Raw genomic sequence first — 17,406 nt, forward strand, 5'->3', positions numbered from 1 at the left:
AAAAATGAGAGATTTTAATTCATTGAAAATTGCTGTGGCAGGGACAGGATATGTTGGATTATCTATTGCTACTTTATTGAGTCAGCATCATCAAGTGACAGCAGTAGATATTATTCCAGAAAAGGTAGAGTTAATTAACAATAAGAAATCTCCAATTCAGGATGATTATATTGAAAAATATTTAGAAGAAAAAAATTTGAATTTAACTGCTACATTGGATGCAGAAGAAGCTTATAAGGATGCAGATTTTGTTGTTATTGCAGCTCCAACAAACTATGATAGCAAAAAGAATTTTTTTGATACTTCTGCAGTAGAAGCAGTTATAAAATTAGTCATTGAATATAATCCGGAAGCGATTATGGTTATTAAATCGACTATTCCTGTTGGATATACAACAAGTATTAGAGAAAAATTTCATTGTGATAATATTATTTTTAGTCCGGAATTTTTAAGAGAAAGTAAGGCGTTATACGATAATTTGTATCCAAGCCGAATTATTGTTGGAACAGATATTAATAATGCACGTTTAGTAAAAGCTGCACATACGTTTGCACAGCTCTTACAGGAAGGTGCTATTAAAGAAGATATTGATACTTTATTTATGGGCTTTACAGAGGCAGAAGCAGTCAAATTGTTTGCAAATACATATTTGGCATTACGAGTTTCTTATTTCAATGAGTTAGATACTTATGCCGAAATGAAAGGTCTGAATACACAGCAGATTATTAATGGAGTATGTCTCGATCCTCGTATTGGAACACATTATAATAATCCATCTTTTGGATATGGTGGATACTGTTTACCAAAAGATACAAAGCAGCTGCTTGCTAACTACGCAGATGTTCCTGAAAATCTTATTGAAGCAATCGTTGAGTCTAATAGAACGAGAAAAGATTTTATTGCTGATCGAGTCTTGGAAATTGCTGGAGCATATGAAGCAAATGATGACTGGGATGAAAGTAAAGAAAAAGATGTTGTGGTAGGTGTATATCGTCTTACTATGAAGAGTAATAGTGATAATTTCCGTCAGAGTTCTATTCAGGGAGTTATGAAGAGAATTAAGGCAAAAGGCTCTACAGTCATTATTTATGAGCCTACATTGAAAGACGGTGAAACTTTCTTTGGCAGCAAAGTGGTTAATGATTTAGATGAGTTTAAGAGGCAGAGTCAGGCAATTATTGCCAATCGTTACGATAGTTGTTTGGATGATGTAAAAGACAAAGTTTATACAAGGGATATTTTTCAGAGAGATTAATAAACTAAAAATAGAAAACGGTGAAATTAGTGAAAAAATTAGTTATTTTGTTTAAATTATTACTTTTGACAGTTTTAAAGAAAAACCATGCTAAAGCTGAAGTGATTAGAAAATCTAATATCTTTAAAGAATATGGTCGGGGGGGGTATTGGCATCCATGTTGGATTCCTACCCATCCGGATCTAATTAGTATAGGAAATAATGTCACTGTAGCGGCAGATGTTAGAATCTATGAACATGATTTAGTAGCTAGAATGTGGAATAGAGATTGTAATTACACTGGTCCAATGATTGATTATTATACTGGCCCGGTAGTAATAAAAGATAATGCTGTAATTGGAGGAAGGAGTATTATTTTATATAATGTCACTATTGGAAAAAATGCTTTAGTAGCAGCTGGCGGAGTTGTAACTAAAGATGTACCTGATTTTGCGATTGTGGGTGGAAATCCGGCAAAAATAATTGGAGATACAAGAGATCTTTATAAAAAGCGATTATCCATCACAGAGGGGAATAAAAAAGAGTAGGTTTATTGTTTATTAAATATTTGTGTATAAAAAATAGTAAATAATGCTATTTATAAAGATAAGGAGAAAACGTTGAGAATACTTATAGTAAATTATAGATACTTTATTTCTGGGGGCCCAGAAAAGTATATGTTTAATATTAAAAAGATGCTTGAAGATAATGGGCATGAGGTTATACCTTTTTCCATACATTCCAATAAAAATGTTGCAACAGAATATTCAAAATACTTTGTAGAACCAATTGGTGGACGAGATGCAACATATTTTGATGAAGTGAAAAAGACACCTAAATCAATTTGGCAGTTACTTACGCGAAGTATTTATTCTCGTGAAGTAGAAAAAGCAATAAAAAAAGAAATAAAGGATGTAAAGCCAGATTTGGTATATATTATTCATTTTGTTAATAAATTGTCTCCGAGTGTAATTACAGGTGCAAGTAAAATGGGAATCCCGGTTGTGTTAAGATTATCAGATTATTTCTTGTTATGTCCAAGATTTGATTTTATGTATGAAAAGAAAGTCTGTGAAGAATGTTTATCAAAGGGATATAGGAGTTGTATTAAAAAGAGATGTGTGAAAGGATCACTATTTGCATCTGTCGTAAGAGTGTTTTCTATGAAATTTCATAAAATGATAAATGTATATAAAAATGTATATGCATTTATAACACCATCAGAATTTTTGAAGAAAAAATTGGCATTAAATGGCTTTGATGAAAAAAGAATTCATTGTATTCCTACTTTTACAGCAAGTAAAACAACAATAGGGGAACCGCAGATAGGATCGTATGGATTATATTTTGGACGTGTTACTGAAGAAAAGGGAGTTGAAACTGTTATAAAAGCGTATGAAAAATTGCCTGAGTATACAGTTAAAATTATGGGAGACGATACAACAGATGAGGCAAAGCGTCTGAAAAAATATGTAAAGGATCATAAAATGAAGAATGTTGAATTCCTTGGGTTTAAGAGTGGAGAGGAACTAGAGGATATTATAAAAGGAGCTAGATTTACATTGATTCCTTCAATTTGGTATGATAACCTACCTAATACTGCTTTAGAGTCGTTTCAATATTCAAAGCCGGTTATCGCTAGCAATATAGGAAGTCTTCCAGAATTGGTTAGTGATGGGGAAAACGGATATTTATTTGAACCATCAAATGTTGAGGATCTTATTAAAAAAATTAAGATGCTAGATGATGATATTTTGGTTAAAAAGATGGGACAAGCTAGTAGAAAAAGGCTTGAAAACAGATTCGCACCGCAATCACATTATGAAGCTTTGATGAAAATTTTTAATGAGGCTGTCAAAAATAGAAAATAAAGGGGTAATTAATAAAGATGAAAAAGAATACTGAAAAAAAATTAAATGGAACAGTAATTGTTACATATCGTTGTAATGCCAGATGTTCAATGTGCAATCGTTATAAAGCACCATCTAAGCCAGAAGAAGAAATCAGTTTGGACACAATAAAAAAATTGCCAAAGATGTATTTTACAAATATTACTGGTGGTGAACCTTTTATTAGAACTGATTTGAAAGACATTGTACGTGAGTTATATAAGAAATCCGATCGTATTGTTATTTCGACTAATGGATTTTTTACAGATCGTATTGTGGACCTTTGTAAAGAGTTCCCTAATATTGGCATACGTATTTCCATTGAAGGACTTGAGGAGACAAATAACGAAATACGAGGCCTTCAGAATGGTTATCAGCGTGGATATGGTACGTTAAAAAAACTTAGAGAAATGGGAATGAAAGATGTTGGATTTGGTATGACTGTACAGGATAAAAACGCACCAGACCTTGTACCATTATACCAAATTAGTAATGAAATGGGGATGGAATTTGCAACGGCTTCTTTACATAATAGTTTCTATTTTGTAGAAGCAAAAAATATTATTCATGATCGTCCGATGGTTGCAAAGAATTTTGAAAAGTTAGTTAATGAGTTATTACGTAGTAATAGTCCTAAAAAATGGTTCAGAGCATATTTTAATCATGGATTAATTAATTATATTTATGGGCAAAAGAGGCTTCTTCCATGTGACATGAGTTTTGATACATTTTTCATTGATCCATATGGTGATGTTATGCCTTGCAATGGAACTAAGGATAAAGAAGTTATGGGAAATTTGAATAATCAATCTTGGGATGAACTGTGGAATAGTTCTCAGGCAGAAGAGGTGCGAAAAAAAGTTCGTTGTTGTGATCGAGATTGCTGGATGATAGGCTCTGTTTCTCCGGCTATGCATAAATATATTTGGAAACCAGCAACATGGGTTTTAGTGCATAAATTTAAAGCTTTATTTACTAAACAACCATACAGTATGTATGAAAACAAAATTTGCTGTGATTATCGTGATGGAAAAGTTACGAAAGAAGAACTTGATAAATGTAGTACATGTGACATAAATTGTGTAATTGATAATGGCTTAAGTGAGGCTTCAAAAGAGCAGTTAAAACATAAATCTGGAGAGGAAATTGTGGACGAGGATATTGCAAATCAGCTTGGAAATAAATAAAAAACATGATTAATATAGCATAAAAATCTCGGAGGTTATCTAAAAGTGCTGAAAATAAATTTAAAAAAATTTTTTATGGGAATAGCATATAATTGTTTGTTTTTTTCCATCATACTTAAAATGCTATATCAAACAAACCAAAATGGCACTATAAGACTTTTGGGGTTTGGTATGCAGGCAATTGTTTTGTTATGCTATTTTTTTGAGGAATTGATAACGCTAAAGAGGAAATCAATAAACAGTATTACTTTGATTTTAGGAATTTTAATTGTATATCAATGTGTAATTACTATATTAAATAATTCAATTTACTTACCCTATACGCCAATTGATATATTTATTTGGCCGTTAAGTGTTATTGTGTATTATGACTTTACTTGTCATAATGAAATGAACAAAAATATTGAAAAAAAGACATTTATATATTACTTAATAATGTGTCTTATCTCAGTATCACTTATAAGAATACATTTAGCTGGAAATGGAAACATAGGGCAGGTAGTATTTTTAACATATTATTGCTTAACTGCATTACCGTTAATTATCATTTTTCTTAAAGAAAAGAATTTGCGAAATTTATGTATGTTATTATGTATTGCTATATCTGTTGCATCAACGAAAAGAACTGGAACGATAGCATTAATTTTAGGAATATTGGTGATGTTAGTATTAGATGCACATATACAAGGTTCATTAAGAGAAAAATGGAAAAAATATATGTATCTTTTTATTGCTATTTGTATAGGTAGTGGAGCAGTATTGTATCTCGAGAATAGATCGGGACTTGAGATTTTTGACCGTTTTTCAAAATTAAGTACAGATGGAGGAAGCGGTCGAGATATTATTTGGGCGATTACTCTTCAAGCGTTCAAGACGTCAAATATAAGGGAAAAAATTTTTGGACATGGTTTCCAAAGTGTTTATTATCGCCTTAAACCAGGTGGATTTTCTCGCTTTTCACATAATAGTTATATAGAGTACCTATATGATTATGGGATAATAGGATTATCATTATTAGTATTATTTGTTTTATCTTTAATTATAATAGAAATAAAATTTATACGAGAAAAAAATAAATATGCTCCAGTTATGGGGATGTTATTGATTATTACTATTTTCCTAAGTGCGTTTAGTTATTTTTTTGAAGAATCAAATATTATACAGCCAATAGCTGTTGCATATGGAATTATTTTAGGACAAGCTCATAAGGAAAGGAAGAGGTATGAAAATTAGTATAATTGTACCTGTATATAATGCGGAAAGGTATTTAGATAAATTAGTACAATCTGTTTTGAGTCAAACATATGAGGATTATGAATTAATATTAGTCGACGATAGTTCAAAAGATAATAGTTATTCATTGATGAAAAAATATCAAGAAATGGATAGTAGAATCAAAGCGTATACGAAAGAAAATACTGGACCTGGTTTAACAAGAAAATTTGGATTTGAAAAATCATCGGGAGATTTGTTTTTCTTTGTAGATAGTGATGATTGGATTACGACTTCTGATGTACTTAGAGAAATCAATGATCTGTTTGAAAAAAATGAAAAAATAGATGTTCTCTTTTTTGATAGGGAGGATATTATTGGTGATACGAAAGATATTATTTCTGGGTTCAATGAAACTAGGGAAGGATTGCACAATATTGATGAATTAAATGAAGTTGTCAGACCTGGTTTAGGTGCAAAGATTTTTAGAAAAAGTATATTAACAGAAGATATGTTTTATGAGTCAACTATATTTGAAGATTTATATACTACATATATCTATCTGGATAAATGCAGTAATTTTTTCTATTCAGCTAAATGTTATTATACTATATATCATGATATTGATTCATCGTCATTGTCCTCAAAACCTACTGCAGAATCTTTTGCAAAATCATTAGAGATGATTTTGATGGTACATGAAAAATTGGAGAAAAGTTCACTAAGATATAGTTTGGAATTATGGATGGCACTTCTCTTTACTACATATTGGAAAGCACGGGTGAAAAATGATACTTCTTATAATTCAAAAATGATAAATGATAGTATTCAAAAAATTGCTGGAATTTTGAAAGAAAATAAAATTGTTATAAAACCAAGTGGGAAAAAACATATTAAGGTATTAATATATAAGATGCTTTTAATGATTAGCAAAAAAAAATGTGAATAATAGTCCCCAAATTATATATTATTACATTTTTGCTATGAGGAACTTATATAGAGGATTAATTATGAAAAATAATAAAAAAACAGCAGCGATTGTTTCACTGTATGGTAATTCAAATTTTGGGAATAAACTACAAAATTATGCGGTGCAAGAGATTCTGAAAAAAGAAGGATTAAATACAGTTAATATTGTAAATATTCCCTGTTTGAATAACAAAAAGGTGAATCATATTGAAGTATTAAAGTTATACATAAAAGGTTGGTTCCGTTATATTTTGAAAGGCGACAAAATAAAGGACTGTGTTGATCCCAAAGATCCTAAAGAAAGAAAGAAAAACTTTTTGGAATTTAACAAAAAAATTGCAAACTCAAAACATTTTTTTTCTTTCTCAAGATTGCAAGAATTTGATAAATATGATTACTATTTTGTTGGTTCAGATCAGATATGGAATCCGATTTATGGCGGGCTGAGTGATTTGGATTTGCTTACTTTTACTCAGAAAAAAAAGATTGCAATAAGTGCATCATTCGGAATAGAAGAGATACCGTTAGACTATAAAGGAAGAGTGAAACAGTATATTTCAAAATTTGATGCAATATCAGTAAGAGAGGAAGCCGCAAAAAATATAATAGAAAAAATAACAAATCGCCAGGACGTAGAAGTATTGATTGATCCAACAATGATGTTACAAAAAGAAGAATGGGATCGAATTGTAAAAAAACCAAAGGAAATGCTTCCGGATAAATATATTGTTTGCTATTTTTTGGGAACTGAAACAAAGGAATATATAAGTGCTATACATAAAATTGCAGCAGAAAAAGATTGTGAAATTATTGATTTATCTAATTTAGAAAGTGAATTTTATTGTTGTGGACCATCTGAGTTTGTATATCTTATAAAAACAGCTGAATTTGTATGTACAGATTCATTTCATGCGTCGGTTTTCTCAATTTTATATAATAGACCATTTCTTGTATTTGATAGAAATGGAAAACACACAGGAATGGGAAGTAGAATAAACACTTTATTAAAAACATTTCATTTAGAAAAAATGCATTATACTGGAAATTTTCAAGATGTCAAGTTTGAATATGATTTTTCAATAACCAATCAGTCATTAAAAAAGGAAAGGGAAAAGGCATACAGATTTATTCACCATGCATTAGATGAATAATGATAGTACAGAAAGGATAATGCGAGGCTAAATAAATGAGTGAGAATAATTATAAAAAATTAGTATATAATACCGCAATTTTTGCGGTGGGGAATTTTGGAAGCAAAATATTAACCTTTTTGATTGTTCCATTATATACATATGTGTTGACAACAGCAGAATATGGAACAATTGATTTGTTTATAACGTCATTAGGTATGGTAATTCCATTTTCAACTATGATGGTTAATGAAGCACTTATACGTTTTGTTCTTGGAAAAGACTTAACGCCAAAAGAGGCAGCAAGTAATTGTTTTGCAGTTTTTTTATTTGGAACTGTAATATCTATAGCATTTACTCCACTGTATAAAATGATTTTCAAATTTGATGAATATATTTGGCTATTTGTTGTTCTTCTAGTTGTTCGAACATTTAATCAAATATATAGTGAGTATTTTCGAGCAATAAATCAGAATGTAAAATTTACAATTTTTGGCTTGATTACAACAGCTACGACATTGGGATTCAATGTACTTTTTCTTTTAGTTTTTAAGTGGGGAATGGCTGGATATTTATATGCGACGTTGCTGGCAGCAGTTATTGGCACAATATATATTCTTGTATTCAGTGATTTTTTTAAAGTTGTTTCCTTTAAATGTATTGATAAAAAAATATTGAAAATGATTTTGAAGTATAGTATTCCGTTAGTTCCTAACAGTTTAATGTGGTGGATTATGGCGGCTGGTGATAAATATATTATCAATTACTTTTTGGGTGATAGTGCAAATGGAATATATTCACTTGCTTTAAAAATACCTCAGATCATAAATATGGTATATTCTTTGTTTGTTCAGGCTTGGCAAATGTCTGCTATTGAGGTTGAATCAAGTGAAGATAAAAAAGGATTTTATCAAAATGTTTTTAATGTTACGTCATTTGGAATGGTATTTATTACAATTGGAATAGTTATGCTTATTAAGCCGGTCTATGTAGGCGTTATGAGCAAGGAGTTTGCCATAGCATGGGAATATGTACCCTTATTATCAGTGTCAACAATTATTAGTTGCTATGCATCTTTTTTTAGTGTTGTGTATACGGTAGGAGCTAAAACAAATAAAGTTTTTATTACAACTGCATTAGGTGCTGCGACCAATCTTTTATTCAATTTTATTTTAGTCAAGCCGCTTGGAATGCAGGGAATTGCGATTGGAACTTGTTTAGGATATTTTGCTGTGCTTTTGATAAGGGCACGTGATATGAAAATAGAAATGAACATAGGGATAAGTTTCAAGCGTAATATTTTTTCGTTTGTATTGCTAATTATACATTCACTTATTCTTATTTCATTTGGTGAAATACAGGCATTTTTATTTGGAATAGTTTCTTTGATAATAACTTCGTTTATGTATCGTGAGGAAATGAAAGCGATAATTCATAAATTTGCCAAAAGAAAGTAAATGAAAGGAAAAAACATATGAAATTATATAAAAAAGTCTTTGTAAATTTAGCTAAAGTCTTGCCGGATTCAATTTATTTAAGAATGGTTTTTTTTAGTAAATTGAAGAGAAAGCTGAATTTGAGTAATCCAAAATCTTATAATGAAAAACTTAATTGGTTGAAAATAAATGACCGAAAAGAACACTACCAAATGATGGTAGATAAATATGAGGCAAAGAAATATGTTGCAGATAAAATTGGTGAACAATATGTTATACCTACTTATGGTGCGTGGGATCGTTTTGAAGATATAGATTTTTCAAAATTGCCATCTAATTTTGTTTTAAAAACAACACATGATTCTGGTGGAGTAGTACTTATAAATGATAAAAACAATATGGACATAGATAAAACAAAAGATGTATTGGAAAAGAGTTTAAAAAATAATTACTATTATCTATGCCGAGAATGGCCATATAAAAATTTGAGACATCGGATTATAGCAGAAAAAATGATAACGAATACCGTACCAAATGATTATAAATTTTTTATGTTTAATGGAAAAATGGATAGCGTGATGGTATGTACGAATAGGGCATCTGGACATCCAACTTTTCGTTTTTATGATAAAGAGTGGAATCGCTTATTATATCAAAAACCGGAATTAGAACCCGAATCAAATGTGGAAAGACCGGAAAACTATGAAAAAATGATAAGGATTGCCGAACAACTCTCAGAGAATTTGATTCATATGAGAGTAGATTTATATAATATAGATGGGCAAATTTATTTTGGAGAACTAACCTTTTTTGATCAAGGCGGTTTTGATACGGATATTACGCTTGAGACAGATTTGAAATGGGGAGAACTCATGGATTTGGAGAAGATCAAATAAGGCGTATTTGGGAAAATTTACAGTTTGGAGGGAGATTAGAATATGGCGATAAACGAAAAAAAAGCGTATGCGGCATATTATGATAATGACATAAGGATGAAAAGCTCTTCAGGTGCAATTTTTTCTTTATTGGCAAATGAGGTTCTTGAAAAAAAAGGAATTGTTTATGGAGTTGCAATGAATGCATCTTGCACAGAAGCTGAGTATATTGGAGTTACAGAAAAGCAAGATTTAGAGAAACTTCTAGGATCTAAATATTTACAAGCTAAAATTAAAAATATTTTTAAGAATGTTCGTGAAAATCTAGTGTTAAATAAATTGGTTTTATTTACTGGAACAGGATGTCAAATTAATGGATTAAAGAAATTTCTTCAGAAAGATTATAAAAATCTTATTTGTGTTGATATTATTTGCCATGGGGTTCCATCACCTGCATTGTGGAAAGAATATGTAGGTTATATGGAAAATAAAATGCAAGGCAAGATGGAGAAAGTCAACTTTAGATGTAAAGATCAAGGATGGGAAAACTTTGGAATGAAAGAGTATGGTTCATCTAAAGAAGTTTACATCTCTAAAAGCAAAGACCCGTATATGCAAATGTTTTTAAGTGATTTCTGCCTTAGACCATCCTGCTATGAATGCAAAGCTAAGACATTAAGATTATCAGATTTAACGATAGGAGATTTCTGGGGGATTGACACTATTGCTCCAGAAATGAATGATAGTAAAGGAACATCTTTGGTAATTGTTCGAACGAATCAAGGAGAAAAAATATTTAACAGGCTCATATCTAAGTCATCTGTAAAAGTTATGGAAGTAGAATATGACGACGCTACAAAAGAAAATCCAGCAGAGTTCCGTTCTGTTTATAGACCAAAAGAGAGAGAGACTTTTTTTATAGATATGAAGAAAATGGATTTTGAAGAGTTAAGAAAAAGTTATTTATCTTTGCCAATAAAACAAAGAATAAAAAATGCTATTAAGAAAGTATTAAAACCGGTGCTTAAAAGAGCAAGACGGGGGGGTATAAAGTCAAATCTTGATTACGGTATGTTAATGCAGTTCAATATGGGAGAGAAGAATGAATAAAAAAATACAAATAATGCGAGGGTTATCAATTATTGCAGTAATTGTTATCCATACATATAACACTAATACATATGCTTGGGGGGGGGTATGGAGTAATAATTCGACCATTTGTTAATTTTGCAGTAGGTATGTTTATATTTCTTTCCGGTTATTTAACCAAAGAAAACGAAAATGGAGTATATAGAGATATAATATATCGCAGAATTAAAAAAATAATTATTCCTTATATAATTTGGTCATTTATATTTGCGGTCGTGAATCGGAGAATAAATACATTTATACCGGATGTTTTTATGTCAAAATGTAATGGAATATATTATTTTATTCTGGTTTATATACAGATGGCACTATTAATACCAGTTACGTTTAAACTTTTGCGGAGTAGATTTTCTAAATTAGGGTGGTTTGTAACACCCGTTAGCATTTTTCTAATTCGTTATATAAGCTTGTGGTTTAATCTTGAATTAGGCTTTCCATTTCAGGGTGAATTATTTGTTTTTTGGTTTGGATTTTATTACTTAGGGGTAAGTTTAAAAAACGGGTATATTAATTTACAATTATCTAAAAAATGTTTAACTAACTTGTGTCTGTTCTCATTGGTAATTCAAGGTGTTGAAGGATTTATTTGGTATTGGATGGGAAACTTTGATATGGCGACAACACAATTAAAAATGAGTTCCATTATAACAACGGGGCTTTTTTGTATAAGAGCATACATATATATAGAAGCTGGTGATTTAAATTTGAATGAGCAACCAGTTATTTTGAAAAAATTTTTAAAAGTTTTGGGTGATAATTCTTTTGGAATATATCTGTGTCATATGCTGATAATTAGAATCTTAAATAAGTTAGTTCCAATGGCAAATGTATTTCCGATAAATGCAATATTTGTAATCATGATTTCTACAGTGTGCGTTATGATGGCACATAGAATACTAGGAAAATATGCTTATGTAATAGGCGTATAAAGGGAGGAAAAGATGGACAGGAAAATACCTGTACTATTTAAAGAAAAAAAAGAATGTTGTGGGTGTACCGCATGCTATGCAATTTGTTCTCAAATGGCAATTTCAATGATTGAAGATGAAGAAGGATTTGAATATCCTCAAATAGACGAAAAGAAGTGTATTAAATGCTATCAATGTCTGAAGGTATGTCCATTTAAAGAAACATAATAAGATAAGGGAAACAATAAAGTAAAAGCTAAGATAATAATTTTGCTATAAAAGATTTATTATAAGGCAAGATTACAAGTAAAAGGGAGTAAATAATTATGTGTGGAATTGTAGGATTTACAGGTAAAGAACAGGCAGCACCTATTTTATTAGAGGGCTTGTCTAAGTTAGAATATCGTGGTTATGACTCTGCAGGAATTGCAGTTCGTGATGGAGATAGGGATGTTGATATTGTAAAAGCAAAGGGACGACTTAAAATTCTTGCTGAAAAAACCAATGATGGGAAGGCAGTAATTGGTTCATGTGGAATTGGTCACACCAGATGGGCAACGCATGGAGAACCATCGGAAAATAATGCTCATCCTCATAGAAGTGATGATGGAAATATTGTAGCAGTACATAATGGCATTATTGAAAATTATCAGGAATTAAAAGAAAAGCTTGTGAGAAAAGGGTATACATTTTATTCCGATACAGATACAGAAGTTGCAGTCAAACTTATTGATTATTATTATACAAAATATGAAGGAACACCAGTAGATGCAATTAATCATGCTATGGTTCGTATTCGTGGTTCTTATGCTTTGGCAGTAATGTTTAATGAATATCCAGAAGAAATTTATGTTGCAAGAAAAGATAGTCCGATGATTCTTGGAGTAGAAGATGGGGAATCTTATATTGCATCTGATGTACCTGCCATCTTAAAATATACAAGAAATGTGTATTACATTGGTAACATGGAGATGGCTCGTGTAAGAAAAGGCGAAATTACTTTCTATAATCTTGATGGAGATGAAATTGAGAAAGAATTAAAAACTATTGATTGGAATGCAGAGGCAGCAGAAAAAGCAGGATATGAGCATTTTATGATGAAAGAAATCCATGAACAGCCAAAGGTTGTAGGTGATACAATTAATTCTGTTGTGAAAGAGGATTTCATTGATTTATCAAATGTGGGGCTTTCTGAGGAAGATATAAAAGAGATTAGTCAGATTTATATTGTTGCGTGTGGATCAGCCTATCATGTTGGTATTGCAGCACAGTATGTAATTGAAGACTTAGCAAAAATTCCTGTTCGTGTAGAACTTGGTTCTGAGTTCCGTTATAGAAATCCTTTGCTTGATAAGAATGGCTTAGTAGTAGTTATAAGTCAGTCTGGAGAAACAGCAGATAGTTTAGCAGCACTTCGGGAAGCAAAGGAAAAAGGAGTACGAACATTAGGAATTGTAAATGTAGTTGGATCATCTATTGCCAGAGAAGCTGATTCAGTATTTTATACTTTGGCAGGACCTGAAATTGCTGTCGCTACAACAAAGGCTTATAGTACACAGCTTGTTGCAACTTACGCTTTGGCAATCCAATTTGCAAAAGTTCGTGAAGAAATTTCAGAAGAAAGATATGTTGAGCTTATTAAAGAAGTAAAGACTTTACCAGAAAAAATTGCAAAGATTTTAGAAGATAAAGAACGTATCCAATGGTTTGCATCAAAACAGGTAAATGCCCATGATGTATTCTTTGTTGGAAGGGGCATTGATTATGCAATCTGTATGGAAGGTAGCTTAAAGATGAAAGAAATCAGCTATATTCATTCAGAAGCATACGCCGCCGGAGAATTAAAGCATGGAACAATTTCTTTAATTGAAGACGATATTTTAGTAGTCGGTGTATTGACTCAGCCAGAACTGTACGAAAAAACTATTTCTAATATGCTAGAATGTAAGAGTCGAGGAGCGTATTTGATGGGACTGACTACTTTTGGAAAGTATAACATTGAAGATACAGCAGATTTTACAGTCTACATTCCAAAGACAGATCCACTTTTTGCAACATCACTTGCAGTGATTCCATTACAGTTATTGGGATATTACATCAGTGTAGCTAAAGGCTTGGATGTAGATAAACCACGAAATCTGGCGAAAAGTGTAACTGTAGAATAATTATCTTTAAGGGAAAGAACAAATTATGAGAACAACATTAGTTATCATGGCTGCCGGTATCGGTTCCCGATTCGGCGGCGGAATCAAACAACTTGCTCCGGTTGGCTTAAATGGAGAAATCATCATGGATTATTCTATCCATGATGCAATCGAAGCAGGCTTCAACAAAATTGTTTTTATTATCCGTAAAGATATTAAGGATGCATTTAAAGAAGCAATCGGTGACCGCATCGAAAAGATTTGCAACAATCTTGATGTGGAGATTGCCTACGCATATCAGGAATTAAGCGAACTTCCAGAAGGTGTGGAGCTTCCTACAGGACGTACCAAACCTTGGGGAACAGGACATGCTGTTCTTGCCTGTAAAGAAGTTTTGCATGAGCCATTTGCAGTTATCAATGCAGATGACTACTATGGAAAGGAAGCATTTGTTAAGCTTCATGATTTCCTTGTAGGCTATACACCGGAAAAAGCGAATCAGTTCTGTATGGCAGGTTTCATTTTAAAGAATACTTTAAATGAGAATGGTGCCGTTACCAGAGGAATTTGCGAAACAAACGAGGAAGGCTATCTCACAGCAGTACATGAAACCTCCAATATTGTTAAGACTTTAGAGGGTGCAGCAGTAGACAACGATGGACAGCTCATATCAATTAATGCAGAATCCTACGCATCTATGAATATGTGGGGACTTACACCGGAATTTATTCAGATTTTAGAAGATGGATTTAAAGAGTTCTTTGCTAATATGGGAGACAAAGATATTCTGAAAGCAGAATATTTACTGCCAATCTACATAGACGAACTTCTTCAGGCAGGCAGAGTTTCCGTAAAAGTGTTAGATACGAATGACAAATGGTTCGGAGTAACCTATAAAGAGGATAAAGACTATGTAGTGAAATCATTTGCTAAATTGATAGAAGATGGTGTATATCAGAAAGGTTTGTTTGAAGATTTGAAATAAGCAGTGAAGGAGAACAATGGGGAGTAAGATAATCGAAATATTTAATAAAATAGCATATAATGTATTATCAGCACTTTATCAGCCCTTCTGGGCTGCCGTTCTCCTTGCCTTTTTAATAATGTTCTTATATTTATATGGTAAGGAGCATGGATGGAAAAAGAATAATTTTATCCGAAATATGCTTGGAACGTGGTGGAGAGCATTTAAAAGTTCTTCAAATTTTCGTCGGACATTCATATTAGCCTTTTATACAGCAATGATATTACTCCGAACAGTTTTAAATCGTGAGATATGGTTTGATCCGCTTGGAAAGCTTTTTGGAGGATGGGGACTATATGAAGATGGACAGTTTACAACAGAATCTATAGAGAATTTCATGTTATTTGTTCCATTTTCTATTTTACTATTGTGGGCATTTCAAAAAGAATTACTTGATGAATCTGAGAATATTAGATTTGGAAAAATCGTTTGGGAAGCCACAAAAGTTGTAGCAGTATTTTCTTTTCTGATAGAATTTACTCAGCTATTATTCCATCTTGGAACATTTCAAATATCAGATCTGACCTATAATACACTTGGTGGAGCAGTAGGCGGTGTCATCTATTATTTGGGATATTCCAGAAAGCGAAAGAAATAAAATAAGAAACAGAGGACAGCTATCGGAGCATTAGTCCGGAGCAAGGAAGCCTCTGTTTTAGGTGCAAGATGATTGGATTAACATGAAAATAGGAGTTAAAAAATGGCAGGAAGACCAAAAAAGAAACCAGAATATAATCCAGAACTTCAATTTAATAATTTTCTTCAAGAGCTAAGAGATGCCTATGAAGAAGCAGATTCTTTAAGATCGCTGGCAGATGAGTTAAATATTAGTCTGCTTAAACTTCGTAAGCTACTTATTACTGCCGATGTATTCACATCAGATATATGTACAGAAATCAATGATCTGCATCAGTCAGGAAAAAAGATTCCGGAGATTATGAAACTCACAGGTCTTTCCAGAGCATCGGTTCATTCTTATTTGCCCTACACTAAGGGAATTTATAATGCAGCAGAGATAAGTCTAAATGCGGAGCGATGCCGGACATATAAGATTCGACAAGAGCAGGTTCGGCTTCTACAGGAAATACCATCAGAGGATAATCTGTGGCAGGCTGTTATTGCTTTTCAGGATTATCCATTTAAAACGGCAACAGGATTACCATTCCGGTATAAATTAAAGGTTGGTAAAAACGGAGAGTATAACAAAGAGCTGCTGATAGACCGGAGAGAGAAAAGTAAGAGTCTCGCCTGGAGTAGTGTGGTGTTGGCATTTGAAAATAGTAAAAGGATTTCAGAAGAAGTGAAGAAACCGAAGGCACTTGGAGACATTAGAGGAGTTTCATATGTTTATCCGATACTATGGCGATTTGACTTGATCAGAGTTCCGGAAGCAATAGAGAAGAAAATGGGAAAGCAGAGATAAATCCCTGCTTCATTGCTTGCAAGCGATTAGATTAACATGGATATATTAAAGAGTTTCTCGTAAAATAGAAAACGCATCAATGATTCCTTGCTTATAGGCAATACGGACATATTCTATAGATGCAATGTTTTCTGCTGTGATAGCGGCATCAACCGCATCCCATTGCTGGGGAGTTAGATTTAGATCCTGCATTTTTTCATTGGCTTTATTACAGTTTTTCTGAGCTTTTTGATATTTTTTATCTTGTCTGAGTGCGGCAGGTAATCCTGTTTCCATGCGAAAAGAGGCAAGCTGATCCAGAATACTTTCTGATGATGCCAGACTGTTTTTAGCATTATGAATGAAATATTCTGTGAGTGCCTTATAGAGATTCTTTTTTAGTTTCTGTTCTTTTTTGCTCATTAGATAAATTCCTCCTTAAAGTTGTGCAAGTAAATAACGGTATAACGTTAATTTATCATCAGTTTGCAGAGATGTCAACGGCACACCGTTAATAAACAAAAGGAAAATCCTTTATACTGAATATATATTGTGATTTAAGGAGAATTTGCATGACGTATTCAGATGCCATAATAAAGAGATTGACTGATCTGTGTGTTGAGAGAGGGATAACGACAAATAAACTTGCTACATTGTCAGGAATTACGCAATCAACGCTTAATAGTATGATGAGGGGAGAAACAAAGAATCCAAAGCTGAAGACTTTGCGTAAGATTGCTATGGGGTTTAACATGACTGTTTCTGAGTTGCTGGATTTTCCAGAAATGAATGGCTTGAATGAAAAAGTAAATTCTACATTCTAATATACCTTGATTTTATGCGGGAT

Annotated in this window: 18 protein-coding genes; 17 read left to right on the forward strand and 1 reads right to left on the reverse strand. The window is 32.2% G+C overall.

The features are described from left to right. Positions 1 to 4 precede the first annotated feature (4 nt). From LJE12_RS01650 to LJE12_RS01725, 16 genes are all read left to right on the forward strand, one after another. On the forward strand, positions 5 to 1,255 hold the full coding sequence (locus LJE12_RS01650; RefSeq protein WP_268873778.1) for a nucleotide sugar dehydrogenase: 1,251 nt from the start codon (positions 5 to 7) through the stop codon (positions 1,253 to 1,255). Positions 1,256 to 1,284: 29 nt separating this feature from the next. Continuing rightward, the gene (locus LJE12_RS20145; protein ID WP_069989252.1) at positions 1,285 to 1,782 is read left to right on the forward strand and encodes an acyltransferase; all 498 of its coding nucleotides are present in this window, start codon (positions 1,285 to 1,287) and stop codon (positions 1,780 to 1,782) included. A gap of 72 nt (positions 1,783 to 1,854) precedes the next feature. Beyond that, entirely contained in the window at positions 1,855 to 3,105 is a 1,251-nt protein-coding gene (locus tag LJE12_RS01660; RefSeq protein ID WP_069989251.1) for a glycosyltransferase, read from the forward strand. A 17-nt stretch (positions 3,106 to 3,122) separates the two neighbouring features. Then, on the forward strand, positions 3,123 to 4,310 hold the full coding sequence (locus LJE12_RS01665) for a radical SAM protein (RefSeq protein WP_069989250.1): 1,188 nt from the start codon (positions 3,123 to 3,125) through the stop codon (positions 4,308 to 4,310). Between the two features lie 45 nt (positions 4,311 to 4,355). Further along, positions 4,356 to 5,543, forward strand: a complete 1,188-nt coding sequence (locus LJE12_RS01670; protein WP_177391027.1) for an O-antigen ligase family protein — start codon at positions 4,356 to 4,358, stop codon at positions 5,541 to 5,543. Further along, positions 5,533 to 6,471 carry a glycosyltransferase family 2 protein gene (locus tag LJE12_RS01675; RefSeq protein WP_069989248.1) on the forward strand — a complete coding sequence of 313 codons (939 nt, stop codon included), beginning with the start codon at positions 5,533 to 5,535 and terminating at the stop codon, positions 6,469 to 6,471. Before LJE12_RS01670 ends, LJE12_RS01675 begins: the two co-directional genes overlap by 11 nt. Before the next feature lie 61 nt (positions 6,472 to 6,532). Then, the gene (locus tag LJE12_RS01680) at positions 6,533 to 7,642 is read left to right on the forward strand and encodes a polysaccharide pyruvyl transferase family protein (RefSeq protein ID WP_227226298.1); all 1,110 of its coding nucleotides are present in this window, start codon (positions 6,533 to 6,535) and stop codon (positions 7,640 to 7,642) included. A 35-nt stretch (positions 7,643 to 7,677) separates the two neighbouring features. Further along, positions 7,678 to 9,078 (forward strand): lipopolysaccharide biosynthesis protein, encoded by a 1,401-nt coding sequence (locus LJE12_RS01685; protein WP_227226300.1) that lies wholly within the window; start codon positions 7,678 to 7,680, stop codon positions 9,076 to 9,078. 17 nt (positions 9,079 to 9,095) lie between these two features. Continuing rightward, a complete protein-coding gene (locus LJE12_RS01690) occupies positions 9,096 to 9,953 on the forward strand; it encodes an ATP-grasp fold amidoligase family protein (RefSeq protein WP_227226302.1) in 858 nt (285 codons plus the stop codon). Between the two features lie 42 nt (positions 9,954 to 9,995). Beyond that, entirely contained in the window at positions 9,996 to 11,042 is a 1,047-nt protein-coding gene (locus tag LJE12_RS01695) for a Coenzyme F420 hydrogenase/dehydrogenase, beta subunit C-terminal domain (protein WP_069989244.1), read from the forward strand. Positions 11,043 to 11,113: 71 nt separating this feature from the next. Continuing rightward, positions 11,114 to 12,010 (forward strand): acyltransferase family protein, encoded by an 897-nt coding sequence (locus LJE12_RS01700; RefSeq protein ID WP_227226304.1) that lies wholly within the window; start codon positions 11,114 to 11,116, stop codon positions 12,008 to 12,010. Between the two features lie 12 nt (positions 12,011 to 12,022). After that, the gene (locus tag LJE12_RS01705) at positions 12,023 to 12,217 is read left to right on the forward strand and encodes a 4Fe-4S dicluster domain-containing protein (protein ID WP_055299463.1); all 195 of its coding nucleotides are present in this window, start codon (positions 12,023 to 12,025) and stop codon (positions 12,215 to 12,217) included. 98 nt (positions 12,218 to 12,315) lie between these two features. Then, positions 12,316 to 14,154, forward strand: a complete 1,839-nt coding sequence (gene glmS, locus LJE12_RS01710; protein WP_069989242.1) for a glutamine--fructose-6-phosphate transaminase (isomerizing) — start codon at positions 12,316 to 12,318, stop codon at positions 14,152 to 14,154. A 25-nt stretch (positions 14,155 to 14,179) separates the two neighbouring features. Next, the gene (locus tag LJE12_RS01715; RefSeq protein WP_227226306.1) at positions 14,180 to 15,118 is read left to right on the forward strand and encodes a nucleotidyltransferase family protein; all 939 of its coding nucleotides are present in this window, start codon (positions 14,180 to 14,182) and stop codon (positions 15,116 to 15,118) included. Between the two features lie 16 nt (positions 15,119 to 15,134). Continuing rightward, on the forward strand, positions 15,135 to 15,755 hold the full coding sequence (locus tag LJE12_RS01720; RefSeq protein ID WP_227226308.1) for a VanZ family protein: 621 nt from the start codon (positions 15,135 to 15,137) through the stop codon (positions 15,753 to 15,755). A gap of 102 nt (positions 15,756 to 15,857) precedes the next feature. Further along, positions 15,858 to 16,580 carry a hypothetical protein gene (locus LJE12_RS01725; protein ID WP_227226310.1) on the forward strand — a complete coding sequence of 241 codons (723 nt, stop codon included), beginning with the start codon at positions 15,858 to 15,860 and terminating at the stop codon, positions 16,578 to 16,580. Positions 16,581 to 16,625: 45 nt separating this feature from the next. On the opposite strand, the gene LJE12_RS01730 is transcribed toward LJE12_RS01725, so the two are convergent. Continuing rightward, the gene (locus LJE12_RS01730; protein ID WP_227226312.1) at positions 16,626 to 16,982 is read right to left on the reverse strand and encodes a hypothetical protein; all 357 of its coding nucleotides are present in this window, start codon (positions 16,980 to 16,982) and stop codon (positions 16,626 to 16,628) included. 149 nt (positions 16,983 to 17,131) lie between these two features. Between LJE12_RS01730 and LJE12_RS01735 the strand changes: the two genes are divergently transcribed. Next, entirely contained in the window at positions 17,132 to 17,383 is a 252-nt protein-coding gene (locus LJE12_RS01735) for a helix-turn-helix domain-containing protein (RefSeq protein WP_227226314.1), read from the forward strand. Positions 17,384 to 17,406 lie beyond the last annotated feature (23 nt).

The organism is Blautia sp. DFI.6.71, from assembly GCF_020593585.1.
GTDB classification, from domain to species: Bacteria; Bacillota; Clostridia; order Lachnospirales; family Lachnospiraceae; genus Blautia_A; species Blautia_A wexlerae.

Coding starts and splice junctions, on each gene's coding strand:
- LJE12_RS01725 (WP_227226310.1), top strand. CDS start 15,858: ATGGCAGGAAGACCAAAAAAGAAACCAGAATATAATCCAGAACTTCAA.
- LJE12_RS01720 (WP_227226308.1), top strand. CDS start 15,135: ATGGGGAGTAAGATAATCGAAATATTTAATAAAATAGCATATAATGTA.
- LJE12_RS01685 (WP_227226300.1), top strand. CDS start 7,678: ATGAGTGAGAATAATTATAAAAAATTAGTATATAATACCGCAATTTTT.
- LJE12_RS01700 (WP_227226304.1), top strand. CDS start 11,114: ATGCTTGGGGGGGGGTATGGAGTAATAATTCGACCATTTGTTAATTTT.
- LJE12_RS01695 (WP_069989244.1), top strand. CDS start 9,996: ATGGCGATAAACGAAAAAAAAGCGTATGCGGCATATTATGATAATGAC.
- LJE12_RS01665 (WP_069989250.1), top strand. CDS start 3,123: ATGAAAAAGAATACTGAAAAAAAATTAAATGGAACAGTAATTGTTACA.
- LJE12_RS01735 (WP_227226314.1), top strand. CDS start 17,132: ATGACGTATTCAGATGCCATAATAAAGAGATTGACTGATCTGTGTGTT.
- LJE12_RS01650 (WP_268873778.1), top strand. CDS start 5: ATGAGAGATTTTAATTCATTGAAAATTGCTGTGGCAGGGACAGGATAT.
- glmS (WP_069989242.1), top strand. CDS start 12,316: ATGTGTGGAATTGTAGGATTTACAGGTAAAGAACAGGCAGCACCTATT.
- LJE12_RS01690 (WP_227226302.1), top strand. CDS start 9,096: ATGAAATTATATAAAAAAGTCTTTGTAAATTTAGCTAAAGTCTTGCCG.
- LJE12_RS01705 (WP_055299463.1), top strand. CDS start 12,023: ATGGACAGGAAAATACCTGTACTATTTAAAGAAAAAAAAGAATGTTGT.
- LJE12_RS01680 (WP_227226298.1), top strand. CDS start 6,533: ATGAAAAATAATAAAAAAACAGCAGCGATTGTTTCACTGTATGGTAAT.
- LJE12_RS01715 (WP_227226306.1), top strand. CDS start 14,180: ATGAGAACAACATTAGTTATCATGGCTGCCGGTATCGGTTCCCGATTC.
- LJE12_RS01675 (WP_069989248.1), top strand. CDS start 5,533: ATGAAAATTAGTATAATTGTACCTGTATATAATGCGGAAAGGTATTTA.
- LJE12_RS01730 (WP_227226312.1), bottom strand. CDS start 16,982: ATGAGCAAAAAAGAACAGAAACTAAAAAAGAATCTCTATAAGGCACTC.